Origin of the sequence: Microbacterium sp. NPDC058269 (assembly GCF_042881445.1) — a bacterium.
Taxonomy (GTDB): Bacteria; Actinomycetota; Actinomycetes; order Actinomycetales; family Microbacteriaceae; genus Microbacterium.
Genome location: NZ_JBHVXT010000002.1, coordinates 163,217 through 181,045, shown reverse-complemented (window position 1 = coordinate 181,045; position 17,829 = coordinate 163,217). Strand labels below are relative to the sequence as shown.

At 70.2% G+C, this 17,829-nt stretch carries 19 protein-coding genes; 8 read left to right on the top strand and 11 right to left on the bottom strand.

Features of this window, described 5'->3' with window-relative positions; genetic code table 11:
- Positions 1–104: 104 nt before the first annotated feature.
- Genes ACFVWL_RS09095 through ACFVWL_RS09080 form a run of 4 tightly spaced genes read right to left on the bottom strand, consistent with a single transcriptional unit; the run spans position 105 to position 3,172 of the window.
- On the bottom strand, positions 105–1,199 hold the full coding sequence (locus ACFVWL_RS09095; protein ID WP_387181400.1) for a sulfate/molybdate ABC transporter ATP-binding protein: 1,095 nt from the start codon (positions 1,197–1,199) through the stop codon (positions 105–107).
- A complete protein-coding gene (gene modB, locus ACFVWL_RS09090; RefSeq protein ID WP_387181397.1) occupies positions 1,196–1,984 on the bottom strand; it encodes a molybdate ABC transporter permease subunit in 789 nt (262 codons plus the stop codon). Before modB ends, ACFVWL_RS09095 begins: the two co-directional genes overlap by 4 nt.
- Complete coding sequence (modA, locus tag ACFVWL_RS09085) at positions 1,981–2,778, bottom strand: molybdate ABC transporter substrate-binding protein (protein ID WP_387181394.1); 798 nt, start codon at positions 2,776–2,778, stop codon at positions 1,981–1,983. The genes modB and modA overlap by 4 nt, the downstream gene beginning before the upstream one ends.
- 1 nt (position 2,779) lies before the next feature.
- On the bottom strand, positions 2,780–3,172 hold the full coding sequence (locus ACFVWL_RS09080; RefSeq protein ID WP_387181391.1) for a molybdopterin-binding protein: 393 nt from the start codon (positions 3,170–3,172) through the stop codon (positions 2,780–2,782).
- Positions 3,173–3,327: 155 nt separating this feature from the next.
- Here ACFVWL_RS09080 and ACFVWL_RS09075 point away from each other — a divergent pair, with 155 nt between their 5' ends.
- From ACFVWL_RS09075 to ACFVWL_RS09055, 5 genes are read left to right on the top strand one after another with little or no spacing between them, the layout of a single operon-like run.
- Positions 3,328–4,701, top strand: coding sequence for a D-alanyl-D-alanine carboxypeptidase family protein (locus ACFVWL_RS09075; RefSeq protein WP_387181389.1), 1,374 nt, complete (start codon positions 3,328–3,330; stop codon positions 4,699–4,701).
- Between the two features lie 34 nt (positions 4,702–4,735).
- On the top strand, positions 4,736–5,554 hold the full coding sequence (locus ACFVWL_RS09070) for a HesA/MoeB/ThiF family protein (RefSeq protein ID WP_387181386.1): 819 nt from the start codon (positions 4,736–4,738) through the stop codon (positions 5,552–5,554).
- Positions 5,551–6,786: a gephyrin-like molybdotransferase Glp gene (glp, locus tag ACFVWL_RS09065; RefSeq protein ID WP_387181383.1), complete on the top strand. Its 1,236-nt coding sequence runs from the start codon at positions 5,551–5,553 to the stop codon at positions 6,784–6,786. Before ACFVWL_RS09070 ends, glp begins: the two co-directional genes overlap by 4 nt.
- Positions 6,783–7,295, top strand: coding sequence for a cyclic pyranopterin monophosphate synthase MoaC (gene moaC, locus ACFVWL_RS09060; RefSeq protein ID WP_387181380.1), 513 nt, complete (start codon positions 6,783–6,785; stop codon positions 7,293–7,295). Before glp ends, moaC begins: the two co-directional genes overlap by 4 nt.
- The gene (locus ACFVWL_RS09055) at positions 7,292–7,525 is read left to right on the top strand and encodes a MoaD/ThiS family protein (protein WP_387181376.1); all 234 of its coding nucleotides are present in this window, start codon (positions 7,292–7,294) and stop codon (positions 7,523–7,525) included. Before moaC ends, ACFVWL_RS09055 begins: the two co-directional genes overlap by 4 nt.
- Positions 7,526–7,550: 25 nt before the next feature.
- On the opposite strand, the gene ACFVWL_RS09050 is transcribed toward ACFVWL_RS09055, so the two are convergent.
- The 6 genes from ACFVWL_RS09050 to ACFVWL_RS09025 all read right to left on the bottom strand — a co-directional run bounded on the left by ACFVWL_RS09050 (position 7,551) and on the right by ACFVWL_RS09025 (position 12,622).
- On the bottom strand, positions 7,551–7,985 hold the full coding sequence (locus ACFVWL_RS09050; protein ID WP_387181375.1) for a molybdenum cofactor biosynthesis protein MoaE: 435 nt from the start codon (positions 7,983–7,985) through the stop codon (positions 7,551–7,553).
- On the bottom strand, positions 7,982–8,470 hold the full coding sequence (locus ACFVWL_RS09045; protein WP_387181372.1) for a molybdenum cofactor biosynthesis protein B: 489 nt from the start codon (positions 8,468–8,470) through the stop codon (positions 7,982–7,984). Before ACFVWL_RS09045 ends, ACFVWL_RS09050 begins: the two co-directional genes overlap by 4 nt.
- A gap of 41 nt (positions 8,471–8,511) precedes the next feature.
- Positions 8,512–10,167, bottom strand: a complete 1,656-nt coding sequence (locus ACFVWL_RS09040; RefSeq protein ID WP_387181369.1) for a molybdopterin-dependent oxidoreductase — start codon at positions 10,165–10,167, stop codon at positions 8,512–8,514.
- A gap of 112 nt (positions 10,168–10,279) precedes the next feature.
- The gene (locus ACFVWL_RS09035) at positions 10,280–10,567 is read right to left on the bottom strand and encodes a hypothetical protein (RefSeq protein WP_387181366.1); all 288 of its coding nucleotides are present in this window, start codon (positions 10,565–10,567) and stop codon (positions 10,280–10,282) included.
- Positions 10,568–10,637: 70 nt separating this feature from the next.
- Positions 10,638–11,372: a GTP pyrophosphokinase family protein gene (locus ACFVWL_RS09030; protein ID WP_387181363.1), complete on the bottom strand. Its 735-nt coding sequence runs from the start codon at positions 11,370–11,372 to the stop codon at positions 10,638–10,640.
- Positions 11,373–11,539: 167 nt separating this feature from the next.
- Positions 11,540–12,622, bottom strand: coding sequence for a VanZ family protein (locus tag ACFVWL_RS09025; RefSeq protein WP_387181361.1), 1,083 nt, complete (start codon positions 12,620–12,622; stop codon positions 11,540–11,542).
- Between the two features lie 83 nt (positions 12,623–12,705).
- Here ACFVWL_RS09025 and ACFVWL_RS09020 point away from each other — a divergent pair, with 83 nt between their 5' ends.
- Positions 12,706–14,826, top strand: a complete 2,121-nt coding sequence (locus tag ACFVWL_RS09020; RefSeq protein WP_387181358.1) for an APC family permease — start codon at positions 12,706–12,708, stop codon at positions 14,824–14,826.
- Between the two features lie 26 nt (positions 14,827–14,852).
- Here ACFVWL_RS09020 and ACFVWL_RS09015 read toward each other — a convergent pair whose 3' ends face one another.
- Entirely contained in the window at positions 14,853–16,259 is a 1,407-nt protein-coding gene (locus ACFVWL_RS09015) for a PLP-dependent aminotransferase family protein (protein ID WP_387181354.1), read from the bottom strand.
- On the opposite strand from ACFVWL_RS09015, the gene ACFVWL_RS09010 reads away from it, so the two are divergent.
- Positions 16,258–17,205, top strand: coding sequence for a DMT family transporter (locus tag ACFVWL_RS09010; RefSeq protein ID WP_387181350.1), 948 nt, complete (start codon positions 16,258–16,260; stop codon positions 17,203–17,205). The genes ACFVWL_RS09015 and ACFVWL_RS09010 overlap by 2 nt on opposite strands.
- A complete protein-coding gene (locus ACFVWL_RS09005) occupies positions 17,205–17,822 on the top strand; it encodes an FMN-binding negative transcriptional regulator (protein WP_387181347.1) in 618 nt (205 codons plus the stop codon). Before ACFVWL_RS09010 ends, ACFVWL_RS09005 begins: the two co-directional genes overlap by 1 nt.
- Positions 17,823–17,829: the final 7 nt, after the last annotated feature.

The following is a 17,829-nucleotide window of genomic DNA, read 5'->3' as shown; positions in this document are numbered from 1 at the left end:
CCCCGTCATCGTTCGAGACTAACCCGCGGACCGCCACCGAGGGCCGTCGCGACGACGACGACCGGCAGATTGCCAGAGTCCGAAGCGCCCCGCAGCGGCTCCCCTCAATGCACCGGCACGAACCGCACACGGTCCGGGTCGATCCGCAGGCCGAGCGGATCCCCCGGGGCAAGCCCCGCGGCTTCGGTGAGAGAGACGTCGACCGCGCACGACGTGGTCTGCACGCGGACCCCGGCAAGGGTGGACTCGAGTCGGGTGACTTCGGTGCGCCAGGCATCCGCGTCCCCTGCCTCGACCACCTGCACATGCTCGGGACGGAACACCGCCGCGAGAGGCACCCCCTCGACCGCGGCGAGCGCGCGTGAGGCGGCATCCGTGCTCACGAGTCGCAGGTCGCCGCTGCGCCAACCACCATCCGCGGCGACCCCCATCAGACGGTTGACGCCCGCGATCGAGGCGACGAAGCCGGTGGCCGGGGCCGACAGCACCTCGCGGACCGGTCCGCTCTGCGTGACCCGGCCTGCCTCGACGACGACGAGCCGATCCGCCAGCGCGACCGCATCAGCGGCATCGTGCGTGACCGCGATCGTGGTGATCCCGGTCAGTTGATCGCGCAGCATCTGCCGGATGTCGCCCGCCGTCGCCGGGTCGAGCGCCACCAGCGGTTCGTCGAGCAGCACCACGCGCGGGGAGGCCGCGAGCGCTCTGGCCACGGCGACGCGCTGCCCTTCGCCGCCGGAGAGTTCGCGCGGCATCCGATCGCCTGCACCAGGGAGGCCGACACGTGCGAGCCATTCATCAGCCGCATCTCGCGCCGATCTGGTATCCGTCCCCGCCGCACGGGGGCCGAAGGCGACGTTCTCGCGTACGGACAGGTGCGGGAACAGCCGCGCATCCTGCCCGAGAAGCACGATGCCCCGGTTCATGGGCGCAGTCCGCACCCGTGGTGGGGCGACCCGGTCGACCACGCGTCCCGCGACCTCGATCTCTCCTGCGGTCAGCGGCTCGAGTCCGGCGAGCGCCTGCAGCAGGGTGGACTTGCCCGCGCCGCTCGGCCCCATGACGGCGACGGTCTCGCCGACAGCGACCTGCAGCGCGACCTCGACGCCGAAGTGCTCGCGCTCGACCACGATGTCGGCGCGCAGCCCCGACTCATCGGCGGCGCGGTGCTCGGCCGGCAGTCCGTTCGCCACGGTCATCGCGCCGCCCCCGGTCGCCAGCCGCGCACGAGCAGCAGCACGACGATCGCAGTCGCGAGCAGCAGCAGGGCGAGCGCGACCGCCGTGCCCTGCGTCACTCCGGCCCCGTTGAAGGCGGTGTAGATCGCGAGCGGCATCGTCTGGGTGACCCCTGGCCGGTTTCCGGCGAACAGGGCCGTCGCACCGAACTCTCCGATGGCCCGCGCGAAGCACAGCACGACTCCGGCGACGATCCCGGGAGCTGCGAGCGGAAGGGTGATGCGGCGCAGGATCGTCCATCGTCCGGCTCCGAGCGCGGCTGCCGTGCGCTCGTAGTCCACGCCCGAGGTGCGCACCGCTCCCTCGACCGCCAGCACCAGGAAGGGCAGCGCCACGAACGTCTGCGCCAGCACGACCGCAGGGGTGCTGAACGACAGCCCGAGTCCTCCGAGCCACCCCGCGCGCCCGAACAGGTACAACAGCGCGACGCCGCCCACCATGGGCGGCAGCACCAGCGGCACCGTGACGACGGCACGGAGCACCGCAGCCACGCGAGGTCCGGAGCGAGCGATGTACAACGCGAGCGGCACCCCGACGATGATGCACAGCACGGTGGCCAGCAAGCCGGTGCCGAGCGAGAGCAGGAGGGCCGAGAGCGCGGCCTCCGACGTCACATCGGCGAGGAACGTCGACCACTGCACCCGCACGACGAGTGCAGTGAGCGGCAGGATCAGGAAGGCCAGACCGACGAGGGCCGGCACCGCGAGCGCACGCGGAGCATATCCGCGCGCACCTGACGCACTCATGGAGCCCCGAAGCCGAAGTCCGCCAGGATCTTCTGACCCGCGTCCGACAGCACGAACGCCACGAATGCCTCGGCCGCCTCGCTGTTCCGCGCCTCGGTGAGCGCGGCGATCGGGTAGTGGTTGACGACTTCACCGGCACCGTCGGGCACGATCACCTCGACATCTTCGAGACCGACGCCGTCGCGACCGATCACGTCGGTGGCGTACACGAGTCCGGCATCGGCCTCGGAGGCGGCGACCTTCGTGAGCACGGCCGTCACGTTCTGCTCGAGACTCGCCGCGTCGACCGTCACGCCCGCCGCGGAGAGCAACTTCGCGGAAGCCGCACCGCAGGGCACCTCCGGCGCGCACAGCACGGTGGTCACATCTGAGAGATCGGAGAGCGTCTTCACTCCGCCCGGGTTCCCTGCCGGCACCGCGATCACGAGGGTGTTGGAGGCGAACAGTGTCGGATCGACGGCCACATCTGCCGCCTTGTCCATGTTCGCCTCGTCGGCGGACGCGAACACGTCGGCCGGCGCTCCTTCGAGGATCTGCGTGACCAGGGTGGACGAGCCGTCGTAGACGGGAGTGAACCGCACGTCGGGGTTCTCGGCGGTGAACGCCTCGCCGATCGCATCGAAGGCCCCGCTGAGCGATGCGGCGGCATAGACCGTGAGCTCTCCGCCGGCACCGCTCTTCTCCGCCGTCGCCGACGGGGAGGGAGTGCTCTCGGCGGCACCCGCACAGCCGGTGAGAGCGAGCGCGGCGGCGGCGAGGACGGCGAGTGTGGAGCGACGCACGGTGCGGTTCATGTCAGCCTTTCGGTACGTCAACCACGACCTGGGTCGCCTTGACGGAGGCGGTGGCGAGCGAGCCGACCTCGAGCTGCAGTTCGCGGGCGGCCTCAGCCGACATCAGCGAGACCACGCGGTGAGGACCGGATTGGATGTCGACCTGCGCCATCAGTCCCTCGATCTGCACCCGGGTGACGATGCCGACGAAGCGGTTGCGGGCGCTGGAGAGCACATCTCCCGCCTTCTTCGCCTCCTCGGCGAGTGCGACGGCTCGCGCCGCGACGGCATCACCGGGGATCTCGGCGGGCACCGCATCGGTGACCGGCAGCAGACCCTGCTCGATCCAGCGGCGGACGGTGTCGTCGCTCACGCCGAGCAGCTGCGCGGCGCGGGAGATCCGATACGTCTGCATGGCACGAATCTACCGCAGATACGGCGATATTCATCAGAAATATCCGATTCTGCTGGAATCACTGACCGGGCGCACCCGTCGCCATGACGAGCGATCCCCGTGTCCCCCGAATGGCCGATACCGCGGGGGACGCAGGTCCGCGAAGATGGCTCTCGATGACGGCACCGAATCCACCGGCGGACGACCTGTCCGAGTTCGCCGAGCTGATGGCCCACGAACAGGATTTCGTCGACCCCCGTGACCGCGTCGATCCGAAGGTGCGCCGAAGGCGCCGGCGACGCGGGCTCATCATCACCGCGGTGTGCGTGGTCCTGCTGCTGGCCGCGACCGGCGGCTACATCGGATGGGCTCTCACCGCTCCCATCGATCCGCCGACCGTGACCACGCAGGCGCCGCAGGCCCCGACGGTCGACGCCTCGACGATCGCCGCACCCCTGGTGGGCGCCTCGGCGCTCAGCGTCGTCGGTGCGGACGCGTATCTGGGCGCGGAGGCGAGCGGAGTCTGGTCATCGACCGGGACCGGCGAGCCCCTCCCGATCGCGAGCATCACCAAGCTGATCACCGCACTGGTCATCCTCGACGCCGTCCCGCTCGCCTCCGCCGACGACCCAGGCCCCACGATCACCTTCAGCAAGTCCGACCACGACCTCTACGACCGGTACTACGTGATGGGCGCGACCATCGCCCCCATGCCCACCGGCACCTCGATGTCGCTGCACGATGCCCTGGCCGCCATGCTGATCCCTTCGGCGAGCAACTACGCCGAGGCGTTGTCGTCCCGGATCTTCGGATCGCAGAACGCATTCCTCGGCGCGACGCGCGATTGGCTCTCCGCCAACGGGCTCGCCGGAACGACGATCACCGAGCCCACCGGCATCAGCCCCCGCAACACGAGCACGCCTTCCGACCTCCTGGCGATCGGGAAGCTCGCCGCCGCGAATCCAGTGATCGCTCAGATCGTCGCGACCCCGTCGATCTCGCTCCCCGGCGCCGGTCAGCTCCACAACACCAACGGCCTCCTCGGAACCAGCGGGATCACGGGGCTGAAGACCGGCACGCTGGGCGAGGGCACCTACAGCCTGCTGTACACCGCGACCCTCGTCGTTGGCACCGCCGATCCGCTCGCAGTGACCGGCGTCGTTCTCGGAGGATCATCGCGCGAGTCGGTGAACACCAGCGTGATCGCCACACTGGACAGCCTCCGTAACGGTTTCCACGCGGTGCCGGTCGCGACGTCCGGGCAGGAGGTCGGCACGATCGCGACGCCCTGGGGTTCCACGGCCCGGCTGGTCATCGGCGAGGAGGCATCGATCTTCACCTGGTCGGATACACCGATCACCGTGACGATGGACATCAAGACCCCGCCGACCTATCGAGACGGTTCGGCGGTGGGGACCGTGACCTGGACCGCCGGCCCGAACACCGTCACGGCTCCGGTCGAGATCAAGGGGAGCATCGACCCGCCGTCCGAGTGGTGGCGGCTCACCCACCCGTCCGAACTCGGTTCGATGACGGATGCCCGAGACTGAGACACCGTGCAACTGCCGGGCCTACTCTGAAGCCATGCATCCTCTCGTCGCCCCCACCGCCGCGCTGGACCCGGAAGAACTCGTGCGCACCGCCCGGCACGCGGTGCTCGCCGGTATCGGCGAAGAAGGGCAGCGTCGTCTGAGCGCCGCCCATGTCGCCGTCGTCGGTGCGGGAGGCCTCGGCTCACCGGTGCTGCTCGCACTGGCTGCGGCGGGGATCGGCTCGATCACCGTGATCGATGATGACGTCGTGGAGCTGACCAACCTGCAGCGCCAGCTTGCACACCGCGTGGAAGACATCGGGACCAGGAAGACCGCCTCGGCCGCGCGCGCGATCACCGCCCTCGCCCCGCAGTCCGTCGTGACCCAGATCGCCGAACGCCTCGACGCCACCAACGCCGGACGCCTGCTCGCGGGCGCCGATGTGGTGGTCGACACGAGCGACTCCTTCGCCACCCGCCGCGACGTGGCCGCTGCGACCGAGACGCTCGGACTGCCGCTCGTGTGGGGCGCCGTGCAGGAGTGGCACGCGCAGGCCACCGTGTTCTGGTCGCGGCCGACCGAAGGAGACCCCGTGGTGCTCGCCGACCTCTTCCCGCTCGACACCGAGGGCGAGCCGCCCAGCTGCGCCCAGGTCGGCGTGCTCGGGGCACTGTGCGTGCAGGTCGGCGGGATGCTGGCCGGCGAGGCGATCAAACTCGTCACGGGCGCGGGTGAACCGCTGCTCGGACGACTCGCGATGGTCGATGCACTCACCGGTCGCCAGCACGAGATCGCGATCCGGTCGGCGTCCGCGGCGGCAGGGACGGCACCGATGGCGGGCACGGAAACGATGATGGGGGCGCGCGCATGACCGGCCGTCGCACGGTCGAGGAGCAGCTCGCCCGCGTGCTCGATGCCGTCCGCGTGGTCGAGCACTCGACGCGTCCGGTGGCGGATGCCGCTGGTCGCACACTCGTCGCTCCCGCCGCGGCCGCCCACGACATCCCCCTGTTCGACAACTCGGCGATGGACGGCTTCGCGGTGCGCGGTGCCGATGTCGCGAATGCATCCGCGGAGAACCCGGTCACCCTGCGCGTGGTCGCCGACCTCCCCGCCGGTGTCGCCCTCGATCCTGCGCTCGGCGCCGGTGAGGCCGCCCGCATCATGACCGGCTCGCCCACCCCCACCGATGCCGACGTGATCGTTCCCTTCGAGGACACGGCCGGCGGTCTCGCCGACTCCCTCGACGAGGTGAGAGTGCTGCGGGCACCCGCGAAGCCCGGCGTGTTCGTGCGCCGACGCGGATCCGACCTGCACGCGGGCGACGAGGTCGTGCACGCCGGTGAGCGCCTGGGGGCCTTCCAGGTCGCCGCCGCGGTCGCCGCCGGCATCGCCGAGGTCTCGGTGACACGCGCGCCGCGCGTGGCCGTGGTGTCGACGGGGAGCGAACTGCTCGCACCGGGAGAAACCCCCACCCGCGGACGCATCCCCGACTCCAACGGCCCGCTGCTCGAGCAACTGGTCGCCGAAACCGATGCCGAGGTGGTGCTGGTCGCGCGCGTTCCGGACGAGGCCGAGGCCGTGCGGGCCGTGACCTCCGAGGCCACAGCCCTCGGAGCCGATGCGATCGTCTTCACCGGGGGCGTGAGCGCGGGAGCCTACGAGCCGGTGCGCGGCGCCTTCGACGGCGGCGGCCAGGTCGAGTTCAGCGCGGTCGCGATGCAACCGGGCAAGCCGCAGGCCTTCGGGGTGCTCGAGACGGGGTGCCTGGTGTTCGGCCTTCCGGGGAATCCCGTGAGCGTCGCGGTGTCGTTCGAGGTGTTCGTGCGACCGGCCCTGCTCGCGATGCAGGGACGCAGCGCCATCCACCGCGCGCGTGTGCCGTTCACCGCCGACGCATCGTGGACGCCCCCGCCGGGCCGCCGTCAGTACCTCCCCGCCGTCGTCGACCTCGCCGCACGCACCGTGCGGCCGGCGACCGCGGGCGGATCGGGATCCCACCTCGCCGGCGGACTCGCCCGTGCGCACGCATTCGCGATCGTGCCGGCCGAGGTCGAGACCGTGGCCGTGGGCGACGTCATCGATGTCATGCTGGTCGGATGAGCTTCCCTCACCTTGACGCGGCGGGCCGCGCACACATGGTCGACGTGACCGCGAAGCAGCCGACAGTCCGCACCGCGACCGCCCGTGGATTCGTGCGCTGCAGCACTGATGTGATCACCGCTCTCCGCGACGGCACCGTACCGAAGGGCGACGTGCTCGCCGTGGCGCGCATCGCGGGCATCCAGGCAGCCAAGTCCACGCCCGCACTGCTGCCGCTCGCGCACGTGATCGGGGTCCACCGGGCGAGCATCGACCTCGACATCGTCGACGACGGGGTGCGCATCGAGGCGACGGTGGGCACCGCGGACCGCACCGGTGTGGAGATGGAGGCGCTCACGGCCGTGTCGGTGACCGCCCTGGCGATCGTCGACATGATCAAGGGTGTCGACCGCTCCGTGGTGATCGACGACGTGCGCATCGTGGCGAAGTCGGGCGGGCGTTCGGGTGACTGGGTGCGCCCCGGCGAAGCAGCCCCCGGAGAACCTCACGCCGCGGGAGACGCCCGATGACTCGGGTGCGCTACTTCGCCGCCGCCGCGGAGGCTGCGGGGACCGATGCCGAGGAGCGTGGCGAGACGTCACTCGTCGCCCTGCGCGCGGCGGTCGTCGCCGAGCATCCGGCACTCGCCGACATCCTCCCGCGCTGCGCCGTGCTCGTCGACGGGGTGCGCACGGACAGCGACCTCGTCCTCGACGACGCCGAGCTCATCGACGTGCTCCCACCCTTCGCGGGCGGATGACGCGGAGGGTGATGACCCACGCGGCTCAGCCGCCGATGCCCTTCCACGACGAGGTTCCGTCGACCTCGAGCTGACGCTTCCACACCGGGAGGTCGCTCTTGATCGCCTCGATGACCGCCCGGCATACCTCGAACGCCTCGGCACGGTGCTCGGAGGCGACCGCGATCACCACGGCCGCATCGCCCACGTCGAGGTGCCCGATGCGATGACTCACCGCCACCACGGCGGAGGCTTCCGCTCCGGCACCGGCCTGCTCGGCGATCCGCCGCAACGTCGCCTGGGCATCGGGGTGGGCGCTGTACTCCAGCCCGACCACGGGCGTCTCGGCATCCGGGTCGTTGTCGCGCACCCGTCCGACGAAGGTCGTCACCGCGCCCAGTCGAGGGTCTTCGACCGCGGCGAGATGCGCATCGAGATCGAGGCTCTCCTCCGACACGGCGGCGATTCGCACGTCGTTCATGAGTGGTCTCCGCCCTTCACCTGATCCAGGATGTGCGCGGCGACGCCGAGCACCACGGGGACGCCGGAGGCGACGGCGCGCGGCGAACCGGGAAGGTTCACCACGAGCATGCCGTCGGGGTCGACGATGCCGGCGAGCCCGCGCGACAGCACGGACAGCGGGGTGTCGGCGAGCCCGCTGCGACGCAGCTCCTCGGCGATCCCGGGGATCTCTCGGGTGATCACACGCCGTGTCCCCTCGGGCGTCAGGTCACGGGGACCGACACCGGTTCCCCCGGTCGTCACGACCAGCCGGATGCCGCGGGCGACGGCCCGGCGCAACGCGTCCGCCACCGAACCCGCGCCGTCGGCGACGATCTCGGCGTCGGGGCAATGCCACCCGGCGTCGCGCAGCAGACCCACGACGATCGGGCCGCCCCGATCCTCGCGCTCTCCCGCGAACGATCGGTCCGAGACGGTGATCACGAGTGCGGGAAGCGGGCCCATGGCTCCCACCCTAGGCCCGAGCGTCCGGCGGCGCACCGGGCTCAGTTGACCCGGATGAGCGAACGCTGCCAGCCCGACGAGCCGTTCGGCGCGATGGGGGCGCGTTCCTGGATCTGCAGATCGCCGTTCTTGTTGACCGCGCGCACCGCGACGTAGTGCGTGCCCGGCGTGGCATCCCACTCCATGAACCACTGCACCCAGGTGTCGTCGTTGATCGGGGCCGACAGCGTCGCCGGCATCCAGTCTCCGTCGTCGATGCTGACCTCCACGCGATCGATGCCGACCGACTGCGCCCAGGCGACTCCGGCGATCGGGATCTTCCCCGCGGCGACCGCCTCGCCGATCTTGGGGGTGTCGACGCGCGAGGCGAACTTGATCGGTGCCTCGGCGCTGTAACCACGGGGCGTCCAGTACGCCTCGTCCTGCGCGAAGGTCGTGACCTTGAGCTCGGTGAGCCACTTGGTCGCCGACACGTACCCGTAGAGACCCGGCACGACCATCCGCACCGGGAACCCGTGCTCGAGCGGCAGCGGTTCGCCGTTCATCCCGACAGCGAGGATCGCATCGAGGTCGTCATCGGTCAGCGCCGAGAGCGGTGTGCTCGCCGTGTAGCCGTCGACGCTGCGCGAGAGCACCATGTCGGCACCGGACTTCACGCCGGCCTTCTTCAACACGTCTCGCAGCGGAACGCCGAGCCACTTCGCATTGCCGACGAGCTCACCGCCGACCTCGTTCGACACGCAGGTGAGCGTGATCGCGTATTCGTCGAGCCCCATGTCGAGGATGTCCTGGAAGCTCATCTCGACGCGTTGTTCGACCATGCCGTCGATCACCAGGCGCCAGGTGTCCGGGTCGATCGAGGGGACTGTGAGAGCGGTGTCGACGCGATAGAAGTCCTTGTTCGGGGTGAACAGCGTGCTGAGTCCGGGGATGTCGAGCTCGGCGCCCTGCGGCACCGTGACAGTGGTCTTCGGCGAAGGCAGCTTGAGTGCGCTCCGGATGGCCTCGACCGACGAAACCGCCATGCTGACCGTGCGGGCGGTGATGCCCACGACCAGCGCGGATGCTCCGGCGAGCGCGGCGAGGACGAAGAACCGACGACGGTCGATGCCGAGCCGAGCGGGCTCGACCTCCGCCGGCCCGACACCGCCGTCCTCCGGCTCGGCGATTCCCGCGCCGGAGTCTTCGGCACCGACGGCTTCCGCCCCGGCGGCTCGGGCGCCTCGCGTGCCGACCGCGGAGTCCCTCCACCCGCGCAGGTGGCGACTGAGGAGCACGAGGACGATCGATCCTGCAATCGTTCCCAGGACCGGGGGCAGGAAGGCGAGCGGCGCCACCGCGGCTCGGGTCACGATCGCCGCGGTCGAGAGCACCCCGGCGACCACGAGCGCGATCACGCCGAGCGGCGGACGCACGAGTTGCAGGATTCCGGCGATCGCCGAGGCGATGAGCACGGCCAGACCGAGGCCGGCCAGCAGCGCGATCTTGTCGTACTCGCCGAACGTGGCGATCGCGAACTCTTTGAAGGGCTGCGGCACGATGTCGATCACGAATCCGCCCACCGCGAGGATCGGGCTGGCAGCGCGCGCGAAGAGCAGTGCGAACAGCTCGGCCGTCGCGAGGAAGACACCACCGCCGATCACGCCCGCGAGCGCGGCCCAGACGAGGAATCTCTTGCCACTGCGGCGCTGCACCATGGTCGTCTCCTGTTCCACCGTCTGCGTGAACACCGTCGCCGGTGCGATCCCCCCTTGTTCGGAGCCGACGGGCGATCGGATGTGGGGATCCGCGGAAGACGCTCTCCGCTCGTCAGAGGCGGCGCACGGTGATGGCCTCGCGGCCCTGGAACTGCCGCAGCGTGCGCATGCATCGCGAGCACAGGATCTCGACGCGGCGCGGGTGGCCTTCGCCGCAGACGCAGTCGACCGTCACGCGCCACTTGGCCTTGCGTCCGCACGGCTGGTAACCGTCGTCGTCGCCGTGGTCGCACTCGCACCGCTGCGGTTCACGGTCGATGCTCGCGAGATCGTCGACGCCCGCGCGCTCATCGACGTCGCGCTCGGCGTCCACGGACCCGGCTTCCTGCGTTCTCACCACCAGCCGATGCTCCCAGCACGGCGGCTCCGCGCGCAACACCGCCGCGCGGAGCCGCTCGGCATGTCTGCGCTCAGACGCCGACGACGCGCGGGTCGGTGGGTGCGTCCGGGATCGCCGGCGGGGCGGGAGGGGGTGGGGGAGCGAGCTGACGCTGCGGCACCCCGTGGGCCTCGCGGTGCAGGCGTTCCATGCGGCTGTCGAGCTCGGCGGCGGCGTCCGCGGCATCCGACAGGCTGTCGACGAGGTGCGAGGGCACCTGGTTCGAGAACTTGTAGTAGATCTTGTGCTCGAGGCTGGCCCAGAAGTCCATCGCTATCGTGCGGAACTGCACTTCGACCGGCACCGAGAGCGCCCCTGTCGACAGGAAGACGGGCACTTCGATGATCGCGTGCAGGCTCTTGTAGCCGTTGTCCTTCGGGTGTGCGATGTAGTCCTTGACCGTGCGCACGGTGACGTCATCCTGCGCGGTGAGCAGATCGAACAGGCGGTACACGTCGGCGACGAAGCTGCAGGTCACGCGCACACCGGCGATGTCGGTGATCTCGGCGCGGATGCGGTCGAAGTCGGGCTCGTCGATCCCCTTGCGAGCGATCTTCTCGACGATGCTGTCGGGCGACTTCAGTCGACTCTTCACGTGCTCGATCGGGTTGTACGCGTGGTCGTGCGTGAACTCGTCGCGCAGGATCGAGATCTTCGTCTCGACCTCGCGCATCCCGAACTCGTACTCGCGCAGGAACCGCTGCAGCTCGTCGCGCAGCTCGCGGGCCTGGTTGATCGTGTCCTCGGTGACGTGAACAGTCGTCATGCCCTCGACGTTACGGCTTCGTGATCGGAAACCGCTGTGGATACCCGATGTCCATACGGTTCGCGAACGAGTGCACCGCCGGGTGCTCCGGTCGCACTTCCTGCCGCCCCGGCGCCCAGAAGCGACGAAGAGTGCGACCGGAAGAGGAAAGGTGGGCACGGGGCCCGTCACGGAGCCGGGACGACGGGCGGGACCACGGCATCCGCTCTCGCGTCGACGAGCTGCTGTCCGGAGAGGACGCCGGGGAGCCCGCGACCGGAGCGTGTCGTGAACGGCAGCACGACGGCGGCGAGAAAGAGCACGGCCGCGGCGAACCCGAAGAACCCGCCGGGCAGCTGGAGCGCACTGATCCCGCCGATGCCTCCCGCCCAGCGCAGGAGCCGCGCGAACGGTGCCGGCATGCGCGACCCCGCGTACCGCAGCTGCACCGCGATGTCGCCCACCGAGCGCCCGCCGATCAGGATCAGCATCAGGAACAGCCCCGAAGGGGCGATGGTGGCGGCTGCGGATGCGAGGGTGCCGTCGAGCACCGCGGCGCGATCCCTTGCGACGAACTCCAGCCACACCTGCACGGTCACGCCGGCCGCCATGCTGAGGAATCCGTAGGCGAGGAAGTCGCACAGCATCGCGATCACACGGCGACCGCGGGTGACCGGACGGGGAAGGTCGGCGTCGGGGCTCGCCTTCGCGCCACGCAGCGACCGCGGGACGAGGAGCGCCACGGTGCAGCCGACGACAGCACCGAGGGTGTTCGTCATGAGGTCGCCCACGTCGAAGAAGCGATACGCGCACGGGTAGACGCCCCACACGCCGGTCAGCTGCGTTGTCTCGACCAGCAGCGACAGTCCGAGCCCGGCGGCGAGCGCCGTCACGATGCCGCGGCCGGCGAGCACCCGGACGAAGAAGCCGAGCGGCACGAAGAGCAGCACGTTGAACACCAGCTGCAGCAGAGCCGGCTGCCGCAGCGGATTCCCCGGTGCCGCGAACGCCTTCTGCACATCGCGTACGACCGACATCGGGTCGGTGATCGCCCCGACGCAGCGGATGGTGTCGGGGTCGGGCAGCGGCAGCAGGGTGTAGGTCCAGATCGCCCAGAAATAGATCAGGGCCGACAGCCAGAACAGCGTGCGTCCGAGGCCGAGTCGCCCGCGCCGGCGATAGCTGACCGCCACGAAGGGCACGAACAGGAGGATGCCGAAAGCAACCCCCATCGCGATCGCGATGAATCCGAGCAGCACCTGATCTTCCACCGCGTGCCAGTGTAGCTTCGCACGTAAGGATTCCGTGAGGACAGCGCATCGGCCCGTAGGGATTCCGTGAGGATCGCGTGAGGATGCCATCAGGAGGCGTAGTGTCGCCGGACGTGTCAGACGAAAACAGGGAGGGCGCGGACTCGCCGCCGCGCGCCAAGCGCATCCTCATCGGAGAACCGCTGACGAGCCAGCAGGTCGACGACCAGCTGCTCCCCAAGCGGATGGCTCTGCCCATCTTCGCGTCCGACGCCCTGAGCTCGGTGGCCTACGCCCCGCAGGAACTGGTGATGATCCTGCTGATCGGCGGGCTCACCTTCCTCTCGTTCACGCCGCTCGTCGCGATCGCGGTCGTGGTGCTGTTGATCGTGGTGGTGCTCAGCTACCGCCAGCTCATCAAGGCCTACCCGTCGGGCGGCGGTGACTACGAGGTCGCATCCAAGAACCTCGGCGAGATCCCCGGCGTGATCGTCGCCGCAGCGCTCCTGGTCGACTACGTGCTGACCGTGGCCGTGTCGGTCGCCTCCGGTGTCGACAACATCATCTCGGCCGTGCCGGGCCTTGACCCGTTCCGCGTCGAGCTCGCCGTCGGCTTCGTGATCCTCATCATCGTGGTGAACCTCCGCGGGGTGCGCGAGGCGTCTCTGGTCTTCGCGATCCCGACGTACGTGTTCATCGGCTCGGTCGGGATCATGATCGTGACCGGTCTGATCCGCACCTTCCTCGGCGATGCTCCCGTCGCCTCGAGCGCCGACTTCACCGTGCAGGCCGAGAGCCTCGGCCAGGCCGCCGTGATCCTGCTGATCCTGCGCGCGTTCTCGAGCGGGTGCTCCGCCCTCACCGGCGTCGAGGCCGTATCGAACGGCGTTCCGGCCTTCCGCGCCCCGAAGGTGCGCAACGCCCAGTCCACCCTCGTGCTCATGGGCTCGATCGCGATCTGCCTGTTCGCCGGTCTCACCGCCCTCGCCCTGATCACCGGGGTGCACTACGCCGAGAACCCCTGCGACCTCGTCGGGTTCGACTGCACGAACCCGCAGCCCTCCCTGATGGCGCAGATCGCCGCGGCGACCTTCGGCGGCGGCAGCATCGCGTTCTTCATCGTGCAGGCCGCGACCGCGTGCGTGCTGCTGCTCGCCGCGAACACCGCCTTCAACGGCTTCCCCCTGCTGGGCGCGGTGCTCGCCCGCGACGGCTACGCCCCGAAGTCGCTCAACACCCGCGGCGACCGCCTCGTGTTCTCGAACGGGATGATCCTGCTCGGCATCGCGGCGATCGCGGTGCTCGTGGTGTTCCAGGCGAAGCTGACCACCCTGATCCAGCTGTACATCATCGGTGTGTTCGTGTCGTTCTCGCTCGGACAGATCGGCATGGTGCGGCACTGGCGGCGCGTGCTGCGCGGGCCGATCGAGAACAAGCCCGGGTCGGGCGTCGACGACGCCTCGGCATCCGATCGCCGCTCGGCGAAGGTCGGGCTCATCATCAACTCGGCCGGCGCCGTGATGACCGTGCTCGTGCTGGTCATCGTGACGATCACCAAGTTCACGCACGGCGCGTACCTGGTGTTCTTCGCGATCCCGATCCTCGCCTTCCTGATGCTGGGTGTGAAGCGGTACTACCGCGACGTCGAGCACGAGATCGCGATCGACGACACCACGAAGTTCGGGGCGACGGGAGACCTCGCGATCGTGCTCGTCAACCGGCTGCAGAAGCCGGTCGTGAAAGCCATCGACTACGCGATCGCGGCCAAGCACGGCAAGACGCTGGCGGTGCATGTGGCCGTGGCCTCCGACGATGCGGCCGCGCTGCAGAAGGACTGGGCCGACCACCTGGTGCCGATCCCCCTCGTGATCGTCGAGTCGCCGTACCGCTCGTTCGCGCAGCCTGTCACGCAGTTCATCAAGCAGTACCGCGAGAAGCACGGCTCGTCGGTGGTGACCGTGTACCTGCCGCAGTACATCGTGGGGCACTGGTGGGAGTCGTTCCTGCACAACCGTCGCGCCCGCCGCCTCGCCAACCAGCTCATGCTCGTGCACGGAGTGTCGATCACCCTCGTGCCATGGCTGCTCGACTCGTCGGAGCTCATCTACGGCCGCCGCTCCCGTCCGCTGCCCGGGCAGGAGCGCGCAGGTCGCCCGGTGGTCGTGAACGGTCGGCGTGCCCACCGGCCCGCGGGTCCGCCGCAGGACGACGCACCCGAGGCCTGAGGTCGGCCTTCCGGGCTGAGTCCCCCTCAGACTCCGTCGAGCACGGCGCCCAGGATGCCGGCGGCCTCGGCGAACCGGGCGGGGTCGGCGTTCGCGTAGTTGAGGCGCACATAGGAGCCGGAGGGCTCGGCCGGGAACCACTCGTGCCCCGGCGCGATGATGACCCCGCGCACCTCGCACTCGCGCACCACCTGCACGACGTCCGTGCCTTCGGGCAGTCGCACCCACAGGTTCAGGCCGCCGACCGGGACTCCCTCGACGTGCGCGGAGGGCGCGTGCGCAGCCAGGCTCGAGATCAGCAGGTCTCGGCGTGCACGCAGGTGCTCCCGGAATCCGCGCAGGTGCGTGCGCCAAGCAGGCTGGGTGACCACGTCGAGGGCGGCGGCCTGCAGCAGCCCACTCACGTACACGGACTCGGCCGCGCGGTCGGCGAGGATGCGATCGCGCGCCGGGCCACGGGCGATCACGGCCGCGACGCGCAGGGCGGGCGAGGCGCTCTTGGTGAGCGAGCGCAGGTAGACCACGTGACCGTCGTCGTCGGACGCGGCGATCGGATGCGGGTCGGCGTCGATCCCCAGGTCGTGGGCCCAATCGTCCTCGATCAGGAAGGCACCGTGACGGCGGACCGTCTCGAGCACGGCCTCCCCCGTCGCGATCGGCCACTGCGCCCCGGTCGGGTTCGCGAACGTGGGCTGCGCATAGAAAGCCCGAGCCCCGGTCTCTGCGAATGCCCGCTCGACGTCGTCCGGATCGGGACCGTGCGGACCGGACGGGACCGGCACCAGGACCACACCGGCCTGCGCGGCGGCGAACATCGCGCCCCAGTACGTCGGCGACTCGATCAGCAGCGGTTGGCCGACGCCCACGACCGCCCGGAAGATCGAGCTCAGCCCGCTCTGGCTGCCCGAGATGATGAGGGCGTCCCTGGCCGAGGCCGGGGTGATGCCGACGGGCGCTGCCGATGCGAGCTCGCCGGCGAACCAGGCCTGCAACTCGGGGATGCCGGCGGCCGGCGAACGAGTCAACGCCGCATCCGACCGTGCGGCACGCACGAGCGCCTGTCGCACGAGCCGCTGCGGCAGCAGGTCGACCGCGGGGTAGCCCGAGTGCAGTCCGATCGCGTCGGGGGCGACCGTGCGCTGCGTCGACGACAGCCCGATGAGGCCCGTCGGTGCCGTGCCGAGGGCCGCCGTCTGCCAGCCGTAGTCGACCGAGCGGGCACGGGGCACGGCTCGCACGAAGGTCCCCGCTCCGGGGCGCGACTCGACCAGCCCGAGTCGGACGAGCTGCTGCATCGCCTTCTGCACCGTCACGGGGCTCGCTCCGTATTCGGCCATGAGCGCCCGGTTCGAGGGAACCCGTGCACCCGGCGATGCGGAGGTGATCCACGCACGCACTCCGGCGACGATCCGGTCACTGCTATCCTGACTCATGAAAGTCGACAGTAGCGTTATCGCCCCGCGATCGACAGTGCTATCCACGCGTGCGGGCCTCTGGTGGGGGCTTCTCGGCGTCTTCGCCTTCTCCTTCACCCTCCCGTTCACGCGCATCGCGATCGGCGGGCTCTCGCCGCTCTTCATCGGATCCGGCCGAGCGGTCGTCGCCGCCCTCCTCGCCGGGATCGCCCTGGCTGCGACTCGCCAGCGGCCGCCGACCAGGGCCCAATTGGCGCGCCTCGCGATCGTCGCCGGCGGAGTGGTGGCCGGCTTCCCGCTGCTGACCTCGTTCGCGATGACCACGACGCCCGCCAGCCACGGCGCGGTCGTGATCGGCTTGCTTCCCGCGGCGACAGCTGTCGCTGTCGTGCTCCGCACACGCGAACGCCCCGCCCTCTCCTTCTGGATCTTCGCCCTTCTCGGCGCCGCCGCGGCCGTGGTGTTCGCCGCGTTGCAGAACGGCGGGCTCGGCTCCCTCACCGGCGGCGACCTGCTTCTGTTCGGTGCCGTCATCGCTGCGGCGATCGGGTACGCGGAGGGCGGCCTGCTCGCCCGCGAGCTCGGCTCCTGGCAGACCGTCTCGTGGGCGCTGATCGTCACCGCGCCATTGATGGCGGTGCTGACCGTCGTGTCGGTGATCCAGCAGCCGCCCGCAGCGACACCCGTGCAGTGGCTCGCGTTCGCCTACCTCGCTGCGGTGAGCATGTTCCTCGGCTTCTTCGCCTGGTACCGCGGGCTCGCGATCGGCCCGATGGCGCAGGTCAGCCAGATCCAACTCGTCCAGCCCGTGATGAGCATCGCGTGGGCCGCGATCCTGCTGCACGAGCCGATCGGCTGGGCCACCGCGGTGGGCGGGTTCGCCGTGATCGCCTGCGCCGCGCTCGCGGTGCGCACCCGCCTGATCGACCGCCGACCGACCATGCGCAGAACAGAGGACTCCTGATGCGTCACACACCCCGCTACCTGATGACCGACCCCGACGAGGTCAAGCGCCTCATTCGCGGCAACCCGTGGGCCACTTTCGTCTCCCCCGCGAGCGGTGGCCTCGTCGCCTCTCACTACCCCGCGCTGCTGGCGGAGGACGAGGACGACATCGTGATCGCCAGCCACTTCGGACGGCCGGACGAGCAGCTCCACGAACTCGGACGACACGAGGTGCTGGTCATCATCCAGGGGCCGCACGACTACGTGTCGCCGAGCCTGTATGCGCCCGGCGACCTGGTGCCGACGTGGAACCACGTCACCGCGCACCTCTACGGCACCCCCGAGATCCTCAGCGAGGAGGAGAACTACGCCATGCTCACCCGGCTGACCGACCACTTCGAGGATCGCCAGGTGCACGGCCGGCACCTGTCGGAGGACGAGGAGGGCACCCGCCGCGCGGCCAAGGGCACCGTCGGCCTGCGCCTGCGCGTCACCCGGTTCGATGCCCGAGCCAAACTCAGCCAGAACAAGTCGCCCGAGGTGCGCGACAACATCACCGCACGGTTCGCCGAGACGAACACCGCCCTCGCGGCGGAGATGCGGCGGGTCGGCGAGAGTTCTGATCCGCGAGCCTAGAGGGCAA